The sequence below is a fragment of the Salinimicrobium profundisediminis genome, assembly GCF_026241755.1.
Classification (GTDB): Bacteria; Bacteroidota; Bacteroidia; order Flavobacteriales; family Flavobacteriaceae; genus Salinimicrobium; species Salinimicrobium profundisediminis.
Genome location: NZ_JAPJDA010000016.1, coordinates 24,904 through 45,220, shown reverse-complemented (window position 1 = coordinate 45,220; position 20,317 = coordinate 24,904). Strand labels below are relative to the sequence as shown.

At 40.8% G+C, this 20,317-nt stretch carries 15 protein-coding genes and 1 other RNA gene; 5 read left to right on the top strand and 11 right to left on the bottom strand.

Annotated features, from left to right (window positions below):
* Nucleotides 1–207: 207 nt before the first annotated feature.
* Together OQ279_RS10705 and OQ279_RS10700 are read right to left on the bottom strand one after the other, a co-directional pair.
* Nucleotides 208–1,941 carry a TonB-dependent receptor gene (locus tag OQ279_RS10705; RefSeq protein ID WP_266069895.1) on the bottom strand — a complete coding sequence of 578 codons (1,734 nt, stop codon included), beginning with the start codon at nucleotides 1,939–1,941 and terminating at the stop codon, nucleotides 208–210.
* A 21-nt stretch (nucleotides 1,942–1,962) separates the two neighbouring features.
* The gene (locus OQ279_RS10700) at nucleotides 1,963–4,983 is read right to left on the bottom strand and encodes a tetratricopeptide repeat protein (protein ID WP_266069893.1); all 3,021 of its coding nucleotides are present in this window, start codon (nucleotides 4,981–4,983) and stop codon (nucleotides 1,963–1,965) included.
* Between the two features lie 199 nt (nucleotides 4,984–5,182).
* On the opposite strand from OQ279_RS10700, the gene OQ279_RS10695 reads away from it, so the two are divergent.
* A complete protein-coding gene (locus tag OQ279_RS10695; RefSeq protein WP_266069890.1) occupies nucleotides 5,183–5,866 on the top strand; it encodes a cell division ATP-binding protein FtsE in 684 nt (227 codons plus the stop codon).
* A 182-nt stretch (nucleotides 5,867–6,048) separates the two neighbouring features.
* On the opposite strand, the gene OQ279_RS10690 is transcribed toward OQ279_RS10695, so the two are convergent.
* The 4 genes from OQ279_RS10690 to typA form a co-directional block, all read right to left on the bottom strand.
* Nucleotides 6,049–6,339, bottom strand: coding sequence for a type II toxin-antitoxin system RelE/ParE family toxin (locus tag OQ279_RS10690; RefSeq protein WP_266069889.1), 291 nt, complete (start codon nucleotides 6,337–6,339; stop codon nucleotides 6,049–6,051).
* Entirely contained in the window at nucleotides 6,340–6,576 is a 237-nt protein-coding gene (locus tag OQ279_RS10685; protein ID WP_266069887.1) for an addiction module protein, read from the bottom strand.
* A 204-nt stretch (nucleotides 6,577–6,780) separates the two neighbouring features.
* Nucleotides 6,781–7,014 (bottom strand): uroporphyrinogen decarboxylase, encoded by a 234-nt coding sequence (locus tag OQ279_RS10680; protein WP_266069886.1) that lies wholly within the window; start codon nucleotides 7,012–7,014, stop codon nucleotides 6,781–6,783.
* Between the two features lie 96 nt (nucleotides 7,015–7,110).
* Nucleotides 7,111–8,910 carry a translational GTPase TypA gene (gene typA / locus OQ279_RS10675; protein ID WP_266069885.1) on the bottom strand — a complete coding sequence of 600 codons (1,800 nt, stop codon included), beginning with the start codon at nucleotides 8,908–8,910 and terminating at the stop codon, nucleotides 7,111–7,113.
* A 308-nt stretch (nucleotides 8,911–9,218) separates the two neighbouring features.
* Between typA and OQ279_RS10670 the strand changes: the two genes are divergently transcribed.
* Both OQ279_RS10670 and kdsA read left to right on the top strand, forming a co-directional pair.
* The gene (locus OQ279_RS10670; RefSeq protein ID WP_266069884.1) at nucleotides 9,219–9,818 is read left to right on the top strand and encodes a nuclear transport factor 2 family protein; all 600 of its coding nucleotides are present in this window, start codon (nucleotides 9,219–9,221) and stop codon (nucleotides 9,816–9,818) included.
* Between the two features lie 57 nt (nucleotides 9,819–9,875).
* On the top strand, nucleotides 9,876–10,694 hold the full coding sequence (gene kdsA, locus OQ279_RS10665; RefSeq protein WP_266069883.1) for a 3-deoxy-8-phosphooctulonate synthase: 819 nt from the start codon (nucleotides 9,876–9,878) through the stop codon (nucleotides 10,692–10,694).
* Nucleotides 10,695–11,039: 345 nt separating this feature from the next.
* Here kdsA and OQ279_RS10660 read toward each other — a convergent pair whose 3' ends face one another.
* Entirely contained in the window at nucleotides 11,040–13,598 is a 2,559-nt protein-coding gene (locus OQ279_RS10660; RefSeq protein WP_266069881.1) for an adenosylcobalamin-dependent ribonucleoside-diphosphate reductase, read from the bottom strand.
* Nucleotides 13,599–13,907: 309 nt separating this feature from the next.
* Between OQ279_RS10660 and OQ279_RS10655 the strand changes: the two genes are divergently transcribed.
* Entirely contained in the window at nucleotides 13,908–15,314 is a 1,407-nt protein-coding gene (locus tag OQ279_RS10655) for a mechanosensitive ion channel (protein ID WP_266069880.1), read from the top strand.
* A 121-nt stretch (nucleotides 15,315–15,435) separates the two neighbouring features.
* Here OQ279_RS10655 and OQ279_RS10650 read toward each other — a convergent pair whose 3' ends face one another.
* The gene (locus OQ279_RS10650) at nucleotides 15,436–16,269 is read right to left on the bottom strand and encodes an endonuclease/exonuclease/phosphatase family protein (RefSeq protein ID WP_266069879.1); all 834 of its coding nucleotides are present in this window, start codon (nucleotides 16,267–16,269) and stop codon (nucleotides 15,436–15,438) included.
* Nucleotides 16,266–17,483 (bottom strand): NAD(P)-dependent oxidoreductase, encoded by a 1,218-nt coding sequence (locus tag OQ279_RS10645; protein ID WP_266069878.1) that lies wholly within the window; start codon nucleotides 17,481–17,483, stop codon nucleotides 16,266–16,268. The genes OQ279_RS10650 and OQ279_RS10645 overlap by 4 nt, the downstream gene beginning before the upstream one ends.
* A 368-nt stretch (nucleotides 17,484–17,851) precedes the next feature.
* On the opposite strand from OQ279_RS10645, the gene ssrA reads away from it, so the two are divergent.
* Nucleotides 17,852–18,251: a transfer-messenger RNA gene (gene ssrA / locus OQ279_RS10640) on the top strand.
* A 148-nt stretch (nucleotides 18,252–18,399) separates the two neighbouring features.
* On the opposite strand, the gene OQ279_RS10635 is transcribed toward ssrA, so the two are convergent.
* Nucleotides 18,400–19,125: a LytR/AlgR family response regulator transcription factor gene (locus OQ279_RS10635; RefSeq protein WP_266069876.1), complete on the bottom strand. Its 726-nt coding sequence runs from the start codon at nucleotides 19,123–19,125 to the stop codon at nucleotides 18,400–18,402.
* Nucleotides 19,118–20,179: a sensor histidine kinase gene (locus OQ279_RS10630; RefSeq protein WP_266069875.1), complete on the bottom strand. Its 1,062-nt coding sequence runs from the start codon at nucleotides 20,177–20,179 to the stop codon at nucleotides 19,118–19,120. Before OQ279_RS10630 ends, OQ279_RS10635 begins: the two co-directional genes overlap by 8 nt.
* Between the last annotated feature and the right edge of the window lie 138 nt (nucleotides 20,180–20,317).

The window sequence follows — 20,317 nt, the reverse complement described above, 5'->3', positions numbered from 1 at the left end:
ATTATAGGGTTTTCAAAAATTGCTAAAAAATGCGAATAAAACTGTCTTTTTTACATTTTTTTTGCGCTGCAAAATTATACACTTCCATAAAACCTCTTTTTATTCCAATGTTATCTAATTGTTAAGATTGCCTAAAATTACTGGGGGCCTTTCCATAAAAAAAGCCGGTAAGAACCGGCTTTTTTTATATGGTGTATTTTCTGTTTGTTATCTTCCGAAGTCAAACTTATAAGTAGCTCCTGCCATAACCTGCATTCCCAGCACAGGATAGTCTACCCATCTTTCATAGTTATCTCCCAGCAGGTTTTGCCCCCGGGCAAATATTGAAAGCCTGTCGTTAAACCTGTACCCCAGATTAAGGTTAAGGTCAAAATAAGAATCCAGGCTCACTATTACTGTTCTTACGGAATTGAGTACATCACTGGTTTGGTATATCTCAAAATCCTTACGCTCGCCCACAAAAAAAACATTTGCACCTGCAAACCATTTTTCTGTGATCTGGTAATCTCCAATCAAATTGGCTCTAAAAGTTGGAAGGTTCCATGCTTCTTCCTCATTACTGGTGTCGTAAACGAAAAACTCCCCATTAACACGCAGGTTAAAGTCACTGTTCACATCAAAATCAAGTTCTCCAAAAAGGGAGATGGTATTGACCTGATCATAAACAACTCCAAAAGAATTACCATAAGCATATTCGGGTTTAGTTCCCGGCTCAGTCATTTCATTGGGATTTGATCTAAAGAGAGGCTTGTAATCTTCGGCCATGTACTTTAAGCGCGTGTTGTAGCCTATATTTGTTGACAATTTTCCTTTAGCACCCACATAAGCATTGTACTGTTGATCTGTAGGGGCTATATCAACTGCAGGTGAAAGAAAAGGATTCTCTTTAGTAAACTCGTAATAAGAATTTTGTCGCAACTCCCCTTCCAGGCCGGCATAGGCAATAAAATAATCGCCTGCGGCACGGTAGCTGGCAGTCACCTGAGGGTAAACGTAAATCCCGCTGTCGCTGTTCTCTGAATCATAGCTATAATAAATCGCCGCTCCGAGGTTAAGGGTAAGGTCATCGCGCAGAATAAGAAGGCTCGAAGCTACCCCCAGGTTCATATAGCTGTAAGTAAGATCTTCACCGTCATCAAAATAAGGAGCAAAAGATCCGTTTAGATAATCGAAAATCAGATTGGTGTGAAACAATTCGCCACCAATAGGAATCTCAAGAGTAGGTTTAAAAGTAAGGCGGTGCTCGGTAGATTCAAAATCATCCCCAAAATACCTGTACTTAGCCTCTGCCCTGTCAAAAAAGGACTTTTCCCAATTAATTTCTCCGCCTGCGTACACACTGTAATAATTGTGCTGTGGCTCAAGATTATTTATAACCTCCTGGCTCACTTCATCGCTTCGAACTCCATACCAGTTAAACAACCTGTGCTCTACACCAAAATCTGTATTCCAAATAAGGTTCCTTTTTCGGGAAGAGTAATTAAGATTGAGTTCGGTATCGTAGTAATGATCATCAAGTTCTACACCGTCAATGCCTCCCTGTGCCGAATTATGGGTTAGAAAAATACCAAAATTATCGGTACGGGTAACCTCGATATTGCTGTAAAACTCAGCGAGGGCACTGGTGTAAGTTCCAAAGCCAAGCGTGATGTAATTGTCAAACAACTTTGGCGGACGCTGACGTTCTACCGTCGTAGCCCTACCCTTTGCAGGCGTAAAAGTAGAAGCCACAGGTACCGAAAATATACTGTACTGAACAGGCCTCTTCTCCAGGTTCACAGAATCTGAGATCTTTGGAGTCTCTTTTATCTTAAAAGCATCACTTACTGTGGGGGTATAGGGTTTTACCACTTCTACCATCTCGCTCCCAAGATCCTGGGCATACGAGAAGCCGGTGAAAACCAGAAATATGATAAAAACACCTAACGATTTAATTTTCATGGGAAGGTTTTTATGTAATATTTAATTGTTGGTCTCTACAGAAGCATTTGTTTTAGCTTCCTCTGCTTTTATACGGGCAAGTTCCTGCCTGGCCTCTTGTACAACTTCGGGGAACTGCGCGAAATTATTGATCACGTTATCAAGGATGTAAGTTGCCTGGTAAGCATCACCCAAAGCGTAGAAATTCTTAGCCATGAGCACCAGCCCCTTAGCACCATATAATTTATATCCGGAGTAATCACGCGCAAGTCGCTGTACCACGTCATTAGAAGCCTGATGGTTTCCTGCTTTATTTTTAAAGTATGCATCATAGTATAAAGCTTCGGCAGCCAATTCTCCGGTGGCCGATTTCTGCACTTCGGCATAAGCGCGTTTTGCACGCTCTTCATTTCCTGTACGCATGGCGGCACGGGCTATAATTACCTGCGCATCATTCTTTGCATCGGTTTCGGCATCAGGATTTGACAATACCTTTTCGGCATAAGTTACTGCTTCGTTGTAACTACCTTCTTCCAGGTAAGACTTCATCAGGTTAGACTGGGCAAAAATGGTATTTTGAGCAAACGATGCCTGGCTCTCCAACCGCTTTAACAGCGGTATAGCTTCGGAATAATTCCTGTTCTCCAAATAGATTTCAGAAAGCCTTGCCAAAGACTGCTCAAGATATTCTGAAGCCGATCTTTGTATCACATACTTGTAATACGGAATACTTTTCTGCTTATTTCCTTCACGGAAGTGTAACTGCCCCAGGTAGAAATTGGCCTGCACAGCATGTATTCCGTTAGGGAAAGAACTAAGATATTTTTCAAGTGCAGTAATTGCTGCTGAAGTATTGTTGTTTTGATATTGTTTCTCTGCCGATTCAAACGTGGTATTATCCAGGTCTACATCGGTCACCTCCACAAAATCCAGGTTTTTAACCCAGTTTGCGTACTCATCGGTCCTGCCCATGTCAACGTATATGAGGCGCGCAGTGCTTACTGCCTGAATTGCTTCAGCAGAATTCGGGTAATCGGCTACCACTTTTTTCATTTTCTCCAAAGCCTGAGAAGACTGATCGTTGTTGTAATAGATCAACCCCTGTTTCAGTAAAGCCTGCGGAACAAAAGTACTTCCGGGAACATCTCTTATAAGCCTGTCATAAGCCTGCATTCCCTGGCTTGTATTGTTCATGGCGACATAAGTATTCCCCAGCTCATAAGCCGCATCATCGCGATAGGACGAACGCGGATACTTCTGAAGAAATTCATTCAAAGACGCTATTTTAGTTTCGTTTCGCTGCACAAACCCATAGCTGATTGCTTTTTGAAAAGCAGCGTAATCATTCTCGTTACCGTTCAATGCAATGGCCGAGTTATAAGCCTCCATTGCCGGCCAGTAGCTACTGTTTACAAAGTAGCTGTCTCCCAATCTCACAAAAGCATCATTCCTTCTTGCCTTATCGTGGGAAGTATCATTGGAATAACGCTTAAAATATTCTACTGCACGATCGTAATCGCGCTGTTTGAAGTATGCATAACCAATGTTATAGTCCAGGTTTTCTTTTTCTGAAACTCCCTGTGCGCCACTCATACCGGCAAATTCGCGATACCCTACAAGTGCATCCTGAAAGTTGCGGAGGTTAAAATCGCTTTCGGCTTTCCAGAAAGTGGCCAAGGCAGTAAATCTTGGATCGCGTCTTTCGCTTAAAGCCAGGTCAAAGTATTCTTCGGCCTCTCTATAGTTTCCCTCTTTATAAAGTTCGAGTCCGCGGTAGAAAGCTACCTGCTGGTACACCACGTTATTCTGGAAATTACGATTTCCTTTAAGCAGGCGCATTGCTTCCTCATAATTTTTGGAAGTAATGAAAGAATTGATGAGCAATTCATTAATCTCTTCTTTAGCAGGTGAATTGGGGTAAGCCTCCAGGTAATTCATCAAAACCTGTGGTGTGCTGGCATAGCTGTTTCCAATCTCGTAGCTTAACTTGGCATAATTAAGAGCAGCATCGGCCTTGATCTCCGGATTGAAATCCATCTCACTTGCATTTTTAAACGCATTGAGGGCCTGTTGCTTCTTATCGGTCTTTAGGTAAGATTGAGCTAAGTGGTAATATGCATTTTGGGCCACGGCATTTTTACCGTCAATGATCTTATTGAATTCTGAGATCGCGGCTTCATAATCTCCCTGCTGAAAATAAGCGTAACCCAACTGGTAGTAATCTGTATTATTCCACTTACCTCTTTCCCCCTGGTATTCCTTTAAATAAGGAATAGCTTTATCATACTGCCCAAGGTTGAAGTAACTTTCGCCTATGATCTTATTGAGTTCAGACCTGTCGCGGCGATCGGCACGGGGCAATTGCTCCAGCCCAAGTTCAATGGCCTTTTCAAAATTCCCCTGCTTAAAATTCATATCGGCCTGGAAGTAAGACAGGTCTTCTTCATAGCGTTCGGCATCTTCTACTTCTTCAAAAAGGGCATTTGCCTGCTCATAGTCATCGCCTTCATAAGCCATGAATCCGAGGTAGTATTTGGCCTGGCTGCCGTACTTTTTTGAATCTTTCACCTTGTTAAGGTATTCTTTGGCCTCATCATATTGTTTGGCCCTAAAATAAGCATACCCGTTATTGAAGCTAAATCGCTCTTTTTCGGCCTTGCTCAGGTTTCTTTGATCTACAGTATCGTACCATTTGCGGGCAAGAGAGTATTTTCCTGTTTCAAAATAATAGTCGGCAACATCGAGGTAAGCTGCATTTGTTTTAGTGCTGGTAGGATATCGCTGCACAAAATCTTCCATGAGCGCATCGGCCCCGGGTTGGTTCAGGCGAATCGCAGCATTGGCGATATAATAAGCGGCGTTGGCTTTAACCCTTTCATCGTCCACTTCATCCTGTACTTCGTCAAAGAGGGTTTGCGCGGCAAGGTATTGCCCATTGTTGTATAATTCCAGAGCGCGGTTATAATCGGCCAATGCATTTGTTTGAATGGCAGATTGTTGTGAAAAACCGGAAACTGAAAAGAAAACAAAAACAACAAAAAGGCAGATTTTGCAATGTTTCATTCGTAGATTTTATTTTGTTGATGATTCAAAGATATAAGAAACTCTAAGGTAATAACGCCTTTATTGTAAGATAAATTATGCATTCTAGTTAAATGAAACCTAAAATTTAGCTGAAAAAAATTCAATAGAAGAAAAGCAACTCAAGCTCTCATATTTACGTTCTCTTTCTTACTTTTACCTCTCTAAAATGTCATTTTTCATGTCAAATACTGTTCTATACCTAAAAGACGCTGCGATCTACCAACGGGAGACGCTTATTCTTTCTGAAGTAAATATCGAGATTGAAAAAGGGGAATTTGTTTACCTCATAGGAAAGACCGGGACAGGGAAAAGTAGCTTCATGAAAACCCTTTATGGCGATCTGCCACTTACCAAAGGAGAAGGAAGTATTGTAGATTACGACCTGCGCACCCTGCGCGAAAAAGATATTCCCTTTCTACGCCGAAAGCTGGGAGTGGTGTTTCAGGATTTTAAACTACTGAATGATCGCAATGTAAATGACAACCTGCTCTTTGTACTTAAAGCTACCGGCTGGAAAGACAAAGCTGCCATGGATGCCAAGATCGAAGAGGTGCTAAAAAAGGTAGGGATGGGTACCAAAGGTTTTAAAAATCCGTACCAGTTATCTGGTGGGGAGCAACAACGTATTGCCATTGCACGTGCCCTGCTCAATGACCCCGAACTTATCCTGGCCGATGAGCCTACCGGAAACCTCGATCCGCAGACCTCTGTAGAAGTTATGGAAGTACTGCAGCAAATCTCCAAAAACGGAAAGACCATACTTATGGCCACTCACGATTATGCATTACTGCTTAAATACCCTTCAAAAACCCTGAAGTGCGACGGGCAAAAAGTGTTTGAGGTGGTTCAGAAAACTGTATAATTCAAAGGCTCAAGGTTTAAGGTTTAAGGTGCAAAATTCAAGGTTGTTTTATAGTACCAGATTCCAGTGACTGAATTTTAAATTTGAATAATACAACCCAACCTGTTTAGTGGGATTCGTAGAGCGACTGTAGTAATCCTTCTACTTTGAACCTTATGGTGCATTTTTAATTCACCTCGTCTTTATTTCCTCTTTTTCCGGGGATCCTGCCATGTATTAAAAACAGAATATACAATTATCCTGTCCTCAATAATTTCGTAAACAACCAGAAATGGAAATCGTTTCAGGAAAGCTTCTTTATACGGCTTTCTTTTCTGCGGAAAATGCTCAGAGTGAGAAGCAATTCTATTGAAATAAATATTTAAATGATCTAAAAATTCTTCCCCCAGACCCAATCGTTTATCCTGATAGTAGAGATAAGCTTTCGCTATTTCAAGTGCTGCTTCTTCTTTTATTTCTAAATGAAATTCCATTTAGGAATTAGCAGACTTAATTTTTCGCTTTACTTCTTCCCAGGAAAGGGACTTACTTTCGCCTTTTAGATGCGCCTCTCTCCGTGAATCTAAAATTTGATATTGATCTTCATCAAGAATAGGCTCATTCACCTCATTTTCATATGTTTCCGCTATAGCTTCAAGCATTTTTAGAAGTCTTACATCTGCTGTGTCAACATATTCTCTTACCTTATTTCTCAAATCTCCTGAAGTCATCACTTATTATTTTATATTAAAGTTACCATTTTTGTTATTTACTATTATAAATGCTTCAGAGTAAATCAGTTAAACACCTTCCAAAAATGACATTTTTGAGAGGTCATATAAATTCATAATTCTAATCATATTTCGTAAGTCTAATTTCGTAAGTCTACCTTCGCACTTCTAAAAATCGTACTTCGTAAGTCTACCTTCGTTCTTCTAACTTTCCTTCGGTTTAATAAAAAGATAATAGATATTGATTAGTACAATAGCACCATTAGTGATGATGAGCGGCCAGGAATCGAGTAAAATTCCGTAAGCAACGAAGAACAAACATCCAAGGCTGTTGATGTACCTAAGGGTGGTTATATTTCTCATTAGGAAGGACAGCAGCAGAAAAAAAGATGCCAGGTATCCAATCCATTCTATATACGATATTCCTAAAATTTCCATTCCTGAATGATGCTTAGATTGAGGAGTTCTATAAAAAAATAAGGCCTGTCAAAAATCGCGTTTTTGACAGGCCTTAAGATATAAAATTATTTAATCTTAAATAGTCTTATTTCTTTTACGATCATTCTCTGTAAGATAAATCTTTCTAAGGCGCAGGTGCTTTGGTGTTACTTCTACATATTCATCTTTCTGAATATATTCCAAGGCCTCTTCTAAAGAGAATTTTATTGCAGGAACGATCTTCGCTTTATCATCGGCTCCCGATGAACGTACGTTCGAAAGTTTTTTGGTTTTGGTGATGTTCACTACCATATCATCCTGGCGTGAGTTCTCTCCAATTACCTGCCCTTCATAAATATCCTCTCCCGGATCAACGAAGAATTTTCCACGATCCTGAAGTTTATCAATAGAGTAAGGAATTGCTTTACCTTTTTCCATAGAAACTAAAGAACCATTCTGGCGCTCAGGAATACCACCTTTAAGCGGCTGATATTCCTTGTAGCGGTGTGCCATAATAGCTTCTCCGGCAGTTGCAGTCAATAGCTGATTTCTAAGACCAATAATTCCGCGGGATGGGATCTGGAACTGGATAGTCATCCTATCTCCTTTTCCTTCCATACTCAACATCTCCCCTTTTCTCATGGTCACCATCTCTACTGCTTTTCCTGAAACATCTTCAGGAAGATCTATAGTCAACTCTTCAATGGGCTCACACTTCACACCATCAATTTCTTTGATGATTACCTGTGGCTGACCAATTTGAAGTTCGTAACCTTCACGACGCATGGTTTCAATAAGCACAGATAAGTGAAGAACTCCACGGCCAAAGACCATGAATTTATCGGCACTATCAGTCTCCTGCACCCTAAGGGCAAGGTTCTTTTCAAGCTCCTTCATCAGGCGCTCCTTTATGTGTCTTGAAGTAACAAACTTTCCGTCTTTTCCGAAGAAAGGAGAATCGTTGATGGTGAAGAGCATGCTCATTGTTGGCTCATCAATAGCAATGGTTTTAAGACCTTCAGGATTTTCAAAATCGGCTACAGTATCTCCAATCTCAAATCCTTCAAGCCCCACAATAGCACAAATATCCCCGGCGTGTACTTCTTCTATCTTTCTACGGCCAAGACCTTCAAAAGTGTGTAATTCTTTAATTCTTGTCTTTTTGATAGTGCCGTCCCTTTTCACAAGGGCAACAGGCATACCTTCTTTTAAAGTCCCACGTTGAAGGCGACCAATGGCGATCCTTCCGGTAAAGGAAGAAAAGTCAAGAGAAGTGATCAACATTTGTGGAGAACCTTCCTCAACTTTTGGAGAAGGAATATGTTCGATCACCATGTCAAGAAGCGGTTCAATATTTTGGGTTTGGTTTCTCCAGTCGTCGCTCATCCAGTTATTCTTGGCTGAACCATATACTGAAGGAAAATCAAGCTGCCATTCTTCGGCCCCAAGTTCAAACATAAGGTCAAAAACCTTTTCATGAACTTCTTCGGGTGTACAGTTTTCTTTATCAACTTTATTGATCACCACACATGGCTTCAATCCAAGGTCAATTGCTTTTTGAAGTACAAAACGGGTTTGCGGCATAGGCCCTTCAAAAGCATCTACTAAAAGTAGTACGCCATCTGCCATGTTCAACACCCTTTCTACCTCTCCTCCAAAGTCGGCGTGACCAGGAGTATCAATAATGTTGATCTTGGTATCCTTGTAAACTACAGATACGTTTTTGGAAGTAATAGTGATGCCCCGTTCCCTTTCAAGGTCATTGTTGTCCAGGATAAGGTCTCCGGTATTTTCGTTTTCCCTGAAAAGCCTGCAGTGGTACATTATTTTGTCCACCAGGGTGGTTTTTCCGTGGTCAACGTGTGCGATGATCGCGATATTCTTGATAGCTGTCATATAAACGCCTGATTTTTAAAGGCTGCAAAGGTACGTTTATTTTTTCCATTTAAAACAGCTGTGCTTTGAATTAAATTTTTATTTATAAAAACCATAAACAACTGTCTACTAAAAAGTTAGGCAACTTATTGTAGATTTTATACATCTTAAGCGTGTAGAAGAGGTTGAGGATTTGCCCCAGACATGCCCTAAAACTGAGCTTTCTCATATTTTAAGAATATGAAATTCCTTTTGAGCGTATAATTCAGTAAATTTAAGTGATTAGTATTCAGCATATTAATTAAAAGGTATAACCTAAAACAAAAGCTATGAGAACGAAAGGAAGAATGAAGAAGAGAATACTGCTGTTATGCCTTAGCCTGCTCTTAGCAGTTGCCAATGTGCAGCCCGGTATGGCGCAGGTAGATGGCCAGCCAAGTCTTGATTTTCCCATGCAGGATCAATTGGTGAAAACAGCGAAAGAAATTGTGAAAGCCTATGAAACCGGAAACTGGGAAACCCTTAGGCAAGACGCTACTGAAAATGCCATTTTTCACAACCTTGGCAGTTATGACAGCTTAACAATTGACCAGACCATAAAGTACTGGAAAAAAGGGCGGGAATCTGCCACTCCTGTATTATCCGAAGATGGTGTGTGGCTGGGAGTGTCTATAGCCGAAGGTGCCAGGAAGGGAAATTGGGTACTGCATTGGGGTACCAACACCCTTAGCTACCCCAATGGAGAAACTATAAGCTTTCCATACCATGTAGCTCTCAAATTTGAGGGAAATAAGGTAAGTGCAGCTCATTTTTATTATGACAACAATAAAATAATAAGAGCTTTGGGTTATGAAATTCAGCCGCCGTTCGAGGAAGAAGAGAGCGAAGATCCTTCCGCAGAAATAGACGGAAGCAAAAAAGGGTCTTAAAAAAGGCATTTCCACATAACGTTCTAAAAAAGGTATCTTTGCAGTAAAATTTTTTCTATGCAACTTGATAAGATACCTCAGATAAAACATACCGACTCCGGAAATTTTTTCCTGCTTGCCGGCCCTTGTGCTATTGAAGGTGAAGATATGGCTTTGCGCATAGCCGAAACCATTGTGGGCATTACCGACAAACTGCAAATTCCTTATATTTTTAAAGGTTCCTTCAAAAAGGCAAACCGCAGCCGCATTGACAGCTTTACCGGGATTGGGGATGAAAAAGCCCTGAAAATTCTTCGGAAAGTTTCTGAAACCTTTGGTGTTCCTACTGTTACAGATATTCATGAACGCGAAGATGCTACTTTAGCTGCAGAATATGTGGATGTACTGCAGATTCCTGCATTTTTGGTACGCCAAACCGATTTGGTAGTGGCGGCCGCCGAGACAGGAAAAGTAGTGAACCTGAAGAAAGGCCAGTTTATGAGTCCGGAGAGTATGAAACATGCAGTCACCAAAGTTCAGGAATGCAATAACGAGCAGGTGATGGTAACCGACAGAGGGACCATGTTTGGCTACCAGGACATGATCGTTGACTTCCGGGGAATACCTACCATGCGCCAGTTTGCGCCTACCGTTCTTGATGTAACGCATTCCCTGCAACAGCCCAACCAGAGCAGCGGCGTAACAGGCGGAAGGCCCGACATGATCGAAACTATTGCCCGTGCGGGAATTGCAACCGGAGCCGACGGAATTTTTATCGAAACTCATTTTGATCCTGCCAACGCAAAGAGTGACGGGGCCAATATGCTGGACATTCAGTATTTAGAGAGATTGTTAAGCAACCTGACAGCGATTAGAAAGACCATAAATTCTTTTTAAGATTAATCTCGTCGCGGATTACACATCGGCACGGATTGCAAATCCGCGCCATCTAAGAGATTCTTCAGACCTAACAGGTTTTTGAAAAACCTGTTAGGTCTTTTTGTTAAGAATACTCTTATTATTCTTTTTAAGTTCCCGGTTAGAATATTCACAATTTGAATTCATTAGTACAGGACATCGGCACGGATTGCTAATCCGTGCCATCTTGAGAAACTTTTTAAACCTCACAGGTTTCAAAAACCTGTGAGGTTTCTTACAATTTCATTTAGATCTATAAAACAAAAACCCCGCTCCTTTTCAGAAGCGGGGTTTTCCTATTTACCGGGGGACAAAATTAAATCCTTACCCGCATTTAGAGTAGCCACAGCTTTTGCAAACCAGGCAACCTTCAGAAAAAATGATTCCGTCAGGATCTCCACACTCGCCGCATTCTTTGTCGGCGGCAGGTGTACCATCGGGGACAAATTGCTTAAGAGCACGTACAACTCCTGCTTTCCAGGTATTGATGCTTTCGTCAAGCAGGTTAAGGTTGTTAATAAGGTCAACTACGTATGGGATTGGCATTCCGTGACGAAGCACTCCGGAAATCAATTTTGCATAGTTCCAGTATTCTTCATTAAAAGATCTTGACAATCCTTCAATGGTCACTTTATAGCCGTGCTTATCACAGAACTGAAAATCGTACCTTGAGTTTCCATCTTCATCCCTGTTTTTGATCACATATCCTTTTTCTACCCAATTTGGCAGGTTGAAAACATCTTCCATTTTACCGGTAAAGATCTCGTAAGGACGATCATTCAGAATCCCGACAACGGCAAGCCATTTTTCACTTTCGTTATTGAAACGAATGATCCTTGATTCAAGTTTCTTAGGACGTTTTGGGGCATAAGTTTCAGCAAATACATTTTGAACTGCATCGGCTTTTTTATCCTTTTTATCATCTGAAGAAACAAGGATACCGCTTCGGGAACCATCGCGATAAACTGTAATTCCCTTTAGTCCCTGTCTCCAGGATTCAATATAGATATCACTTACCTTATCTGTAGTCACATCACTGGCAAGGTTGATTGTAGAGCTTATAGAATGCGTGGTATATTTTTGTACCAAAGCCTGCATTTCTACACGTTTTTGCCAGTTAATTTCTGAAGCAGTGGCACCTGCATAAGGACTTTCTTCAATAGCTTCTTTGCCTGAAGCATCCATCCAGGTCTTTACTTTTGGGTGATATACGGTAAATTCTTCAAAAGCATCTCCGGTATCATCAACAAAGGCCACTTTCGCGTTCTTTTCTGAAGCATTGACTTTTCTTCTTCTCTTGTAAGACAACATGAAAACTGGCTCAATTCCTGAAGAAGTTTGAGCGAGCATACTAAGACTTCCTGTAGGAGCTACGGTACTAATAGAAATGTTTCTTCTTCCGTGCTGCATCATGCGGTTATATTGCCCCGGGAATTCTCTCTTCATCATCTGCACGAAGTCTGACTTCTCTTCAATAGCAGGATCAAAAACCTTGAATGGTTCTCTTGTGATCGCCATATCGATACTACTGTCAAATTCTCCTTTCAGCTTTGTCTGCATAATTTTGTCAACTACTTCAAGAGCTTCATCGGTATCAAATTTCACTCCAAGGGCAGCAACTGCATCGGCAAGGGCAGTAAATCCTAAACCGGTACGTCTTCCGTTTTTGCCATTTTCAGCAAGTAACTTCCAGGTATCTATTTCATTTTTCTTAATAAAATCTGGCTCTTCGTCCTTATCAATTTTAGCAAGAATCTTTTCTACCGCTTCCAATTCAAGATCTACAAGATCATCCATCAAACGCTGGGTTTCATAGATCACTTTATAGAACTTCTCATGGTTAAAAGAAGCATTTTCAGTAAAAGGATTATCTACAAAATTATATAGGTTAACGGCGATCAATCTACAGGAATCCCCTCCCTGCATGGCAATCTCTGAACATGGATTTGTAGAACTGTTTTTAAACCCGGGATAGAAGGAAGATGTTGAATAGGTATGTTGCTTATCCCAAAAGATCAATCCTGGTTCGGCAGTATTGTGCGCACATCTTATGATGGTATCCCAAAGCTCTTTAGCCCTAACCTTTTTAGTGTATTTAGGGTTCGGACTGTCAATTGGCCAGCGCAGGGTAAAATCGGCATCATCGGTTACCGCCTGCATAAATTCATCTGAAAGCCTTAGAGAAATATTGGCTCCGGTTACTTTTTTAAGGTCCTGCTTTATGGTGATAAAATCTTCAACATCGGGGTGCGCTACATCAATAGTTAGCATCAAAGCTCCGCGTCGGCCATTTTGAGCTACTTCCCTGGTGGTGTTAGAAAACCGCTCCATAAAAGAAACTGCTCCGGTAGTGGTTCCGGCTGCATTTGAGACCTGTGCATTATTGGGGCGTAAACCAGAAAGATCAACACCTACCCCGCAACGCCTTTTAAACAATTGCACCAACTGCTGGTCTGTATGTAAAATTCCGCCGTAAGAATCGTAAACAGGTGGTACCACCACACAATTAGACAAAGAAGCTATCATTTGGTCATTCCCAAGGGCCGCCATGACACTACCCTGCGGAATGCTGTATTTAAAATCCTTGAAAAGCTGGAAAATACGTTCTTCACTTAAGAATTCTCTTGTCTTTCCGTATTCAGAAAGGTTCTCTTTTCCCGCTACACGATCGGCATATTTTGCCTCCATCCGGGCAAATTCCCTCGCCATACGTCTGTGCATATCATCGGGAGTCAACTCAAAAAATTTTCCTTTTTTGTCTTTTACTGCATACTTATTTATCCAGGTAGTGGCTGCAAGCTCATCATTTTTAAAATATTTTAAACATGCTTGCAGTACCTCATCATAGGTATAAGTCTGGGTACTAAATAATTCTTCAACCATGGCCGTTTGTTTTTGTTTTAACTTGAAAGAGGAGTAAAGTTATTTTAATTCAGCAGTTTTAAAAGAGGGCCTGCAGCTTTCTTATTAACTAAAGACTGTTGAAAAAAAATTTGAGATTTTTTCTGAAATCTGGCATTTCCTTTCAGCCCTTACCACTCCTAATTTCGTCTCTACTATCTCTTCATATTTTAGGTAAAAAAATATTAACAACAACCGTAAAATTTTTTTTAAACTCTTGTTAAGTAACTGTGGCATAAGCTCTTTTTAATCTACCTTCAAATACTAACTATCTTAAAAAAACAATAAATTATGGACACACAATTAGAAAACATAGGAGACCGCATTGCCTATTTCCTGCCCAACCTCCTGGGGGCGCTGCTGGTACTTCTCATTGGCTGGCTTATTGCTAAAGGCATTAAAGTTATGGTGGTGAAATTGCTTCGCAAAACCTCCTGGGATGAAAAAATTTTTGGTGGGGATAATATAGATGACACCAATGTTTTTGTTGGGAATATCTTCTATTATTTAATCATGATCATTGTTCTCCTAATCGCTTTAGAGGTTTTAGGAATAAGTGAGGTGCTTGCACCCCTTGAAAATATGCTCAACGAGTTCCTGCTCTTTATTCCCAATTTAATTGGAGCCCTTTTAATTGGATTTATTGGTTATGTGCTGGCAAAATTTGTTGCCAATCTTGTTCACATTGGCGGCGGATTGCTAGACAGGATGATAGATAAAACCGGGTTTAAAGACACAGACCAACTTGTGAACATACTTCGCAAACTGGTATTTATAATCATCTTTATTCCATTTCTCATTCAGGCTTTCAACACCCTGCGCCTGGATGCCATTTCCGAACCCGCCAATGACATCCTTTATGGCTTTACAGAACTTATAGGAGAAATAGTGATCGCTGCCCTCATTCTACTGGTATTTGTTTGGGGTGGTAGATATCTCGCCAATTTCCTGGAAGATCTCTTCAGAAGCATGGGGCTGGACCGCACGGCTGAAAAGATCCAGATCCATAACATGATAGGAGCAGGACAATCGCTTTCAAAACTCGTGGCAAACCTCATTTATTTCTTCCTGGTTTTCTTCGGAATTATTACCGCTGTAGAGATCTTAGGACTTTCGAGACTTACTGAAATACTTCATCAAATTTTGGAGATCACGGGTCAAATCCTCTTTGGTCTTGTCATTCTTGCTATAGGAAATTATATTTCTCTCCTTATATATAACACGATGACGCGCTCAAGCAAGAATCACTTTATTGCAGGCGTTATTCGCTGGTCATCACTCGCTCTTTTCATTGCCATCGCCTTACGAACCATGGGGATTGCCAATGAAATTGTAGAACTTGCCTTCGGATTGATACTTGGTGCCATAGCCGTTGCAGTAGCTTTAAGTTACGGTCTTGGTGGCCGGGAGGCAGCCGGGGAGCATTTTAGAGATATTATTCAGAAGTTTAGAAGCGAAGCAGCCGATGCCCGGGACACAAACCGGGACAACCCTGATGTGCGAAACACCGAAAGGAAATTTCCGCCAGAAGGTACCGGCGCCGGAAATGCCAGTACCCCGAAAACTTCCAGGGATACTTCAGGTGACAAACCAGGTGACAATTCGGGATCTAATCCTTCAAAACCCAATCCTCCCCGAAATCCTGATAAAAACGGGCCGGCAGGTGCAGGACCAAACGATCCTATTAATCCGACTTAATAGGAAAATAGTTGTCAAAAATGTCATTTTTGAAGCTTCTTCTGAAGCTATTTCAGAAATGAACATCACACAAACAAAAAGAGGGCCCTCAAAGGCCCTCTTTTTTATTTATACCGGATATTTATTTTAATTTCAATTCTACCATTACCGGAAGGTGATCTGAAAAATAACGTAAATCCTTTGAATCACTCAATACGGCATATTTCTTCACCTGCACTTCACCGTCGGTAAAAATATAATCTATTCGCGTGGTGACGGGTTCATGGAATTTATACGCATTAAAAGTACCTTCGGGTCCAAAAGTGTGATCTGCGACTTTTTTAGAATCTTTAAAATGAGAAGCCAGGTAATTTACTTCTTCTGTGTCAGGTTCCAAATTGAGGTCTCCCATTAATACTACCGGCAATTTCTTTTTATTTAATTCTGAGATCTTGTTATGGATTAATCGAACGCTCTGCCGTCTTGCCTCTTTCCCTACGTGATCAAAATGTGTATTAAAAACCCAGAATTCTTTTCCTGAATCTTTCACTCTAAACTTCCCATAGGTACACACCCTTGGATATGCGGCATCCCAACCTTTTCCGGGAGTTTCGGGCGTTGAAGAAAGCCAGAAGGTTCCCTCCTTCAAAAGTTCAAGATCATCAGCCTTAAAAAATATGGCACTAAATTCCCCTTTTTGAGCCCCATCGTCACGTCCCTTTCCGAAGAATTGGTATTGGTTATCGAGTTCATTTTCTAAAAATTCGAGCTGCCCCTGCAACGCCTCCTGGACTCCAAAGATATGCGGCTCATAAAACCTGAGTTGGGCCGCCAGATCATCTTTTCTGTTTGACCAGCTGTTCTCTCCATCATTCTCGTTGGCATACTTAATATTATAGCTCATCACCTGTAGCTGGGCTTTTACCGGGATTGCTGCGAACAGCAGGATCATTAGGCTCATGGTATATTTTTTCATATTTCTGATTCTTCTCTTTTTACGTAATCTTTGAGGTAACTAAACCGGGGGGTCAAACTGCCATTTTTGGTCATTTGCGCCCGTTGTAAAATTCCGTCTTTATCACCGTTAAAAAAAGCGGGGAGTACATTTTCCAGGAACATTTGCCCAAAACCTTCACTGGCATCCCGGGGCAATTCACACGGCAAATTATCTACAGCCATCACCAGGATCGCATCTTCATCCTTAAAATCAACCTCTTTTTCTTCCTGTTTATTATAACCGTAAAATGGTTCGACGATGGTAGAAGGACGAATAGTGCTGGGAATGGGACCGTCAATATCACAGGAGATGTCCGCAATATATTTAATTCTGAAATCTGGGGATTTTGCATCTTCAGCAGTAAAAAAGATCGGGGCACCTTCCCCGTAGAAGTGCCCGGCTATTAGAAAATCTGCCGCATTAGCAAACTTTTTGAAATTACTTTCATAAAGTTCTGGGTGGTTGTAAAATTCCCTGTTACTGCCCTGGGCTCCATCTTTACGCCTGTTATAGTCCAGCACGTCAATCTGGCAGTAAACGGGATGGGTATATTCGGAATTGAGGAATTCCTCTACACCCACCTTTGGTATTTTTAAATGTTCGAGGATCTCCTTAGCTCCCTCCCCCACTTTCCCACTGCCTGTAAGCACAATTTTAAGGGGCGGGATAGAAATTTTGTTAAGTTCATCCTGAATAATTTTGAGGTTTGGCAGACTTTCAGCTTTAGGGAGTTCAAAAATGCCATTTTTGAGACCTATGCCTCTAAATCCATTGTAAGCTCCTACAATCCCTGCATATCTTCCGAAGCCAATGAGCCGGCCGCCAGTTTCATTTATAATAACTTCATGGTCATAAAGTTCTATATTCTTTTTAAGAATTTCCCGCAATAAATCCCGGTTGTAGGGCTGCTTTTTAATGGTGTGAGAGAAGAAAAAGTATTTTTTATCGGGGATTAAATAAGGTAGTGGCACCTCTTTAACCCCCAGCATGATATCACAGTCAGAAATATCTTCAGTTACTTCAAAACCTGCCTGCCTGTACTCCTCATCTGTAAAGATCCTGATGTCTGAACTTTCTATCTTGAACTGGATATCAGGAAATTGCTTCACAGCTTCCCTGAGTTCTTCAGGAGAAAATACCACACGACGATCTGGGGGAGTTTTTCGCTCTTTTATAAGGGCAAATTTTATCATACTGAAATAGCTTTTTAAAATGTTTGGATTTTCTCAAAGATAGGAATTATTAGGAGTGGGAAAAAGATAATAGAAAGCTGCGCTGCAAGAGGCAGGAATGAATCATTTAACAGGCCATAAGAGTAAACTATATAAGAAACATCTGGCATTACTAATAGGCAAAAACAATAAATAATCTTGTATCTCCACATTCCTCTTCCACTTATTTTGACAATAAACCCCCGAAAGATTTGAAAGGAAACAGAAACAAGAGCGAATCATGTTATTTGTAATCTAAAATGTCTATTTTTGTTACTCTTATGCTCAACCTACGACTAATAGGTTTGGCATGAAATATGCAATATTACTGCAGAAGTTCTTTACATAATGGGGTCGACTTGGTTTTGACAGCGAGTCTAATTGAGTTGTAAGCACGTCGAGCGCTGGGAAATAGCTCGTAAATCTCATTTTTCACACTTTTTAAACGGCGAGAATAACTACGCCTTGGCAGCATAATCTGAATCATAGTAGGATTACTCTAGTCCCTACAAGGTAGGGAGCCAAGATGTCTCGTGAGGGCCTTGATTTACGGCACTCACACCAGAGGCACCGACAAAGTAAATATAGAGACTGCAGGACCTTGATGCAGTTTTGAAACTTAATTGAGGATAAGTGTGCAGTTGGTGGTTTTCGGCCGGCTGTACATCGAAAAATAAGCGAAAACTAAACGTGTAGAAAGCTTCTGAATTGCTTGTTTGGACGAGGGTTCGAACCCCTCCGACTCCACAATCAGGCGCAGCTAAGCTGCGGATTAAAACAGGAAAAACCTGCCAGGCATTTTGCTTGAGCAGGTTTTTTTCGTTTAAAGAAGTATCTTCACACTTGCGACCATTGAACCTGAAGATTTCCTGACATACGTAATCACCTTCATGTGCAACTATTCCATCGCCCACTTTTCCAGTTTCTCAAGTACGGTAGATTTGTAGCTTCTGCTAATCGGCAGAGCTTTGCCGGCTACTTCCAAGTATTCATTTGTATAGGAATCCAGAGCCGCAAGGGAGACAATAAAAGAACGGTGGATCCTTATGAAATCGGGATTTGGAAGTTCTTTTTCTATGTTGCTAATAGTTTCTCGAATTACTGTAGAGCCGCTGCGGGTATGGATCTTTAAATAATCGCTTAAGCTTTCTATATAACAAATGTCTTCGTAATTGATCCTGATCATCTTCCGGTCTGCCCGTACAAACATAAAATCCTTCGACACTTCATTTTTTTGGGAAAGTTGCTGCTCACCTCTGCTAAAATAAATACTGGAAAAGGTATTAACAGCTCTAAATAATCGTTCAAAAGAGATTGGTTTTAATAGATAGTCCACGGCTTGTAGATCAAAACCGTCTACGGCATATTGGCGATAGGCGGTGGTGAAAATAATTTTAATTTCAGGATTTATGGAACGGGCAAAAGATAATCCTGAAATCTCAGGCATATTAATATCCAGAAAGATCAGGTCTACTTTATGGATGTTTATTAAACCAAAAGCTTCCCCGGAACTTTCACAGGAACCAAGAACTTCCACATGTTCGATCCTCGCCAAATGTGTGGTAATTACCTCTCTGGCCGTGGGCTCATCATCTACTATGATACAGGAAATTTTTTTAGTCATATCGTTGTACCTTAGAATGAATTAAAGAGAGATGAGCTTGAAAAGTGTTATCATTTTTCTCTACGGAAAAGGAATGCCGGTCGGGATACAACAACTGCAGACGTTTCTCTAAATTTTTCAATCCCAGTCCATTCTTATTACCTGTTACCGAGTTTTTTATGGTAAAGCTCAATTGTTGCTCATCTGCTTTGAGACTTATTAAGATCCAGAGTTTCCCATCGACCACATCCCCATGTTTAAAGCTGTTCTCCACAAACGGAATAAGCAGCATAGGAGCTATATCAATATTTTTAACGGGAGACGGTAGATCCAGATCTATGAGTAAATTACTGCGAAACCTTATTTGCTCCAGGGCGATATAATCCTTTATATGCTCAATTTCGCTATGAAGGCTTACCAGAGGTTTATCTGCCTGATACAACAGGTAATCAAGCAGGTTGGAAAGTTTTAGGATCATATCGGGAGTTTCTGCGCTTTGTTTGAGGGCATGACCATAGAGCGTATTAAGGGTATTGAATAGGAAGTGAGGGTGCACCTGTAATTTCAGGTAATGCAGCTCCTGTTCCTTAAGCTTTAACTGCGCCTGGAGAAACTTGTTCTCCAGGGCCCAGTTTTCAGCTATAGAAGAATAATTCTGCTTCAACAGAGTAAAAGCACTCACCAATACCACCACAAGATATACAAGCACCATCATAGATAATAGACTACGCCCGGGAGCAGGTATTCCGCTGTAATTCATATCCATGATAAAAACTAATCCATAAAAAATGGAGATCACAATGGCAAAAGCAGAAAGCACCAGAGTATATAAACTATAAAGACTAAACAACAGGTATTTCTTTTTCAGCAGGAAGCCTGGGATGAGATAATAGATGGTAGTGTAGGTGGTGGCTATAGTTACCGGTAGGAGGAAAATCCCAAAAGAGCCTAAAAATTTAACTTGATCATTTGTCGTACCAAGGAAGTAAGAGAAAAAAATAAGCACCAGAAACCAGAAAAGGCCGTGCAGCAAAATTTTTCTCCATAAAATAAATGCAATGGTTTTGGCTGTCATAGATTTTACAATATCCGATTAATTTCAGATATCTTTTAGACTCCTGCGATGAACAGCAGGTTTTTTGCCCGATTTAACTCTGATACTTGACATCACTACCACAAGAGGTATAAAATCTGCTAAAAAAGGCGGGAAACC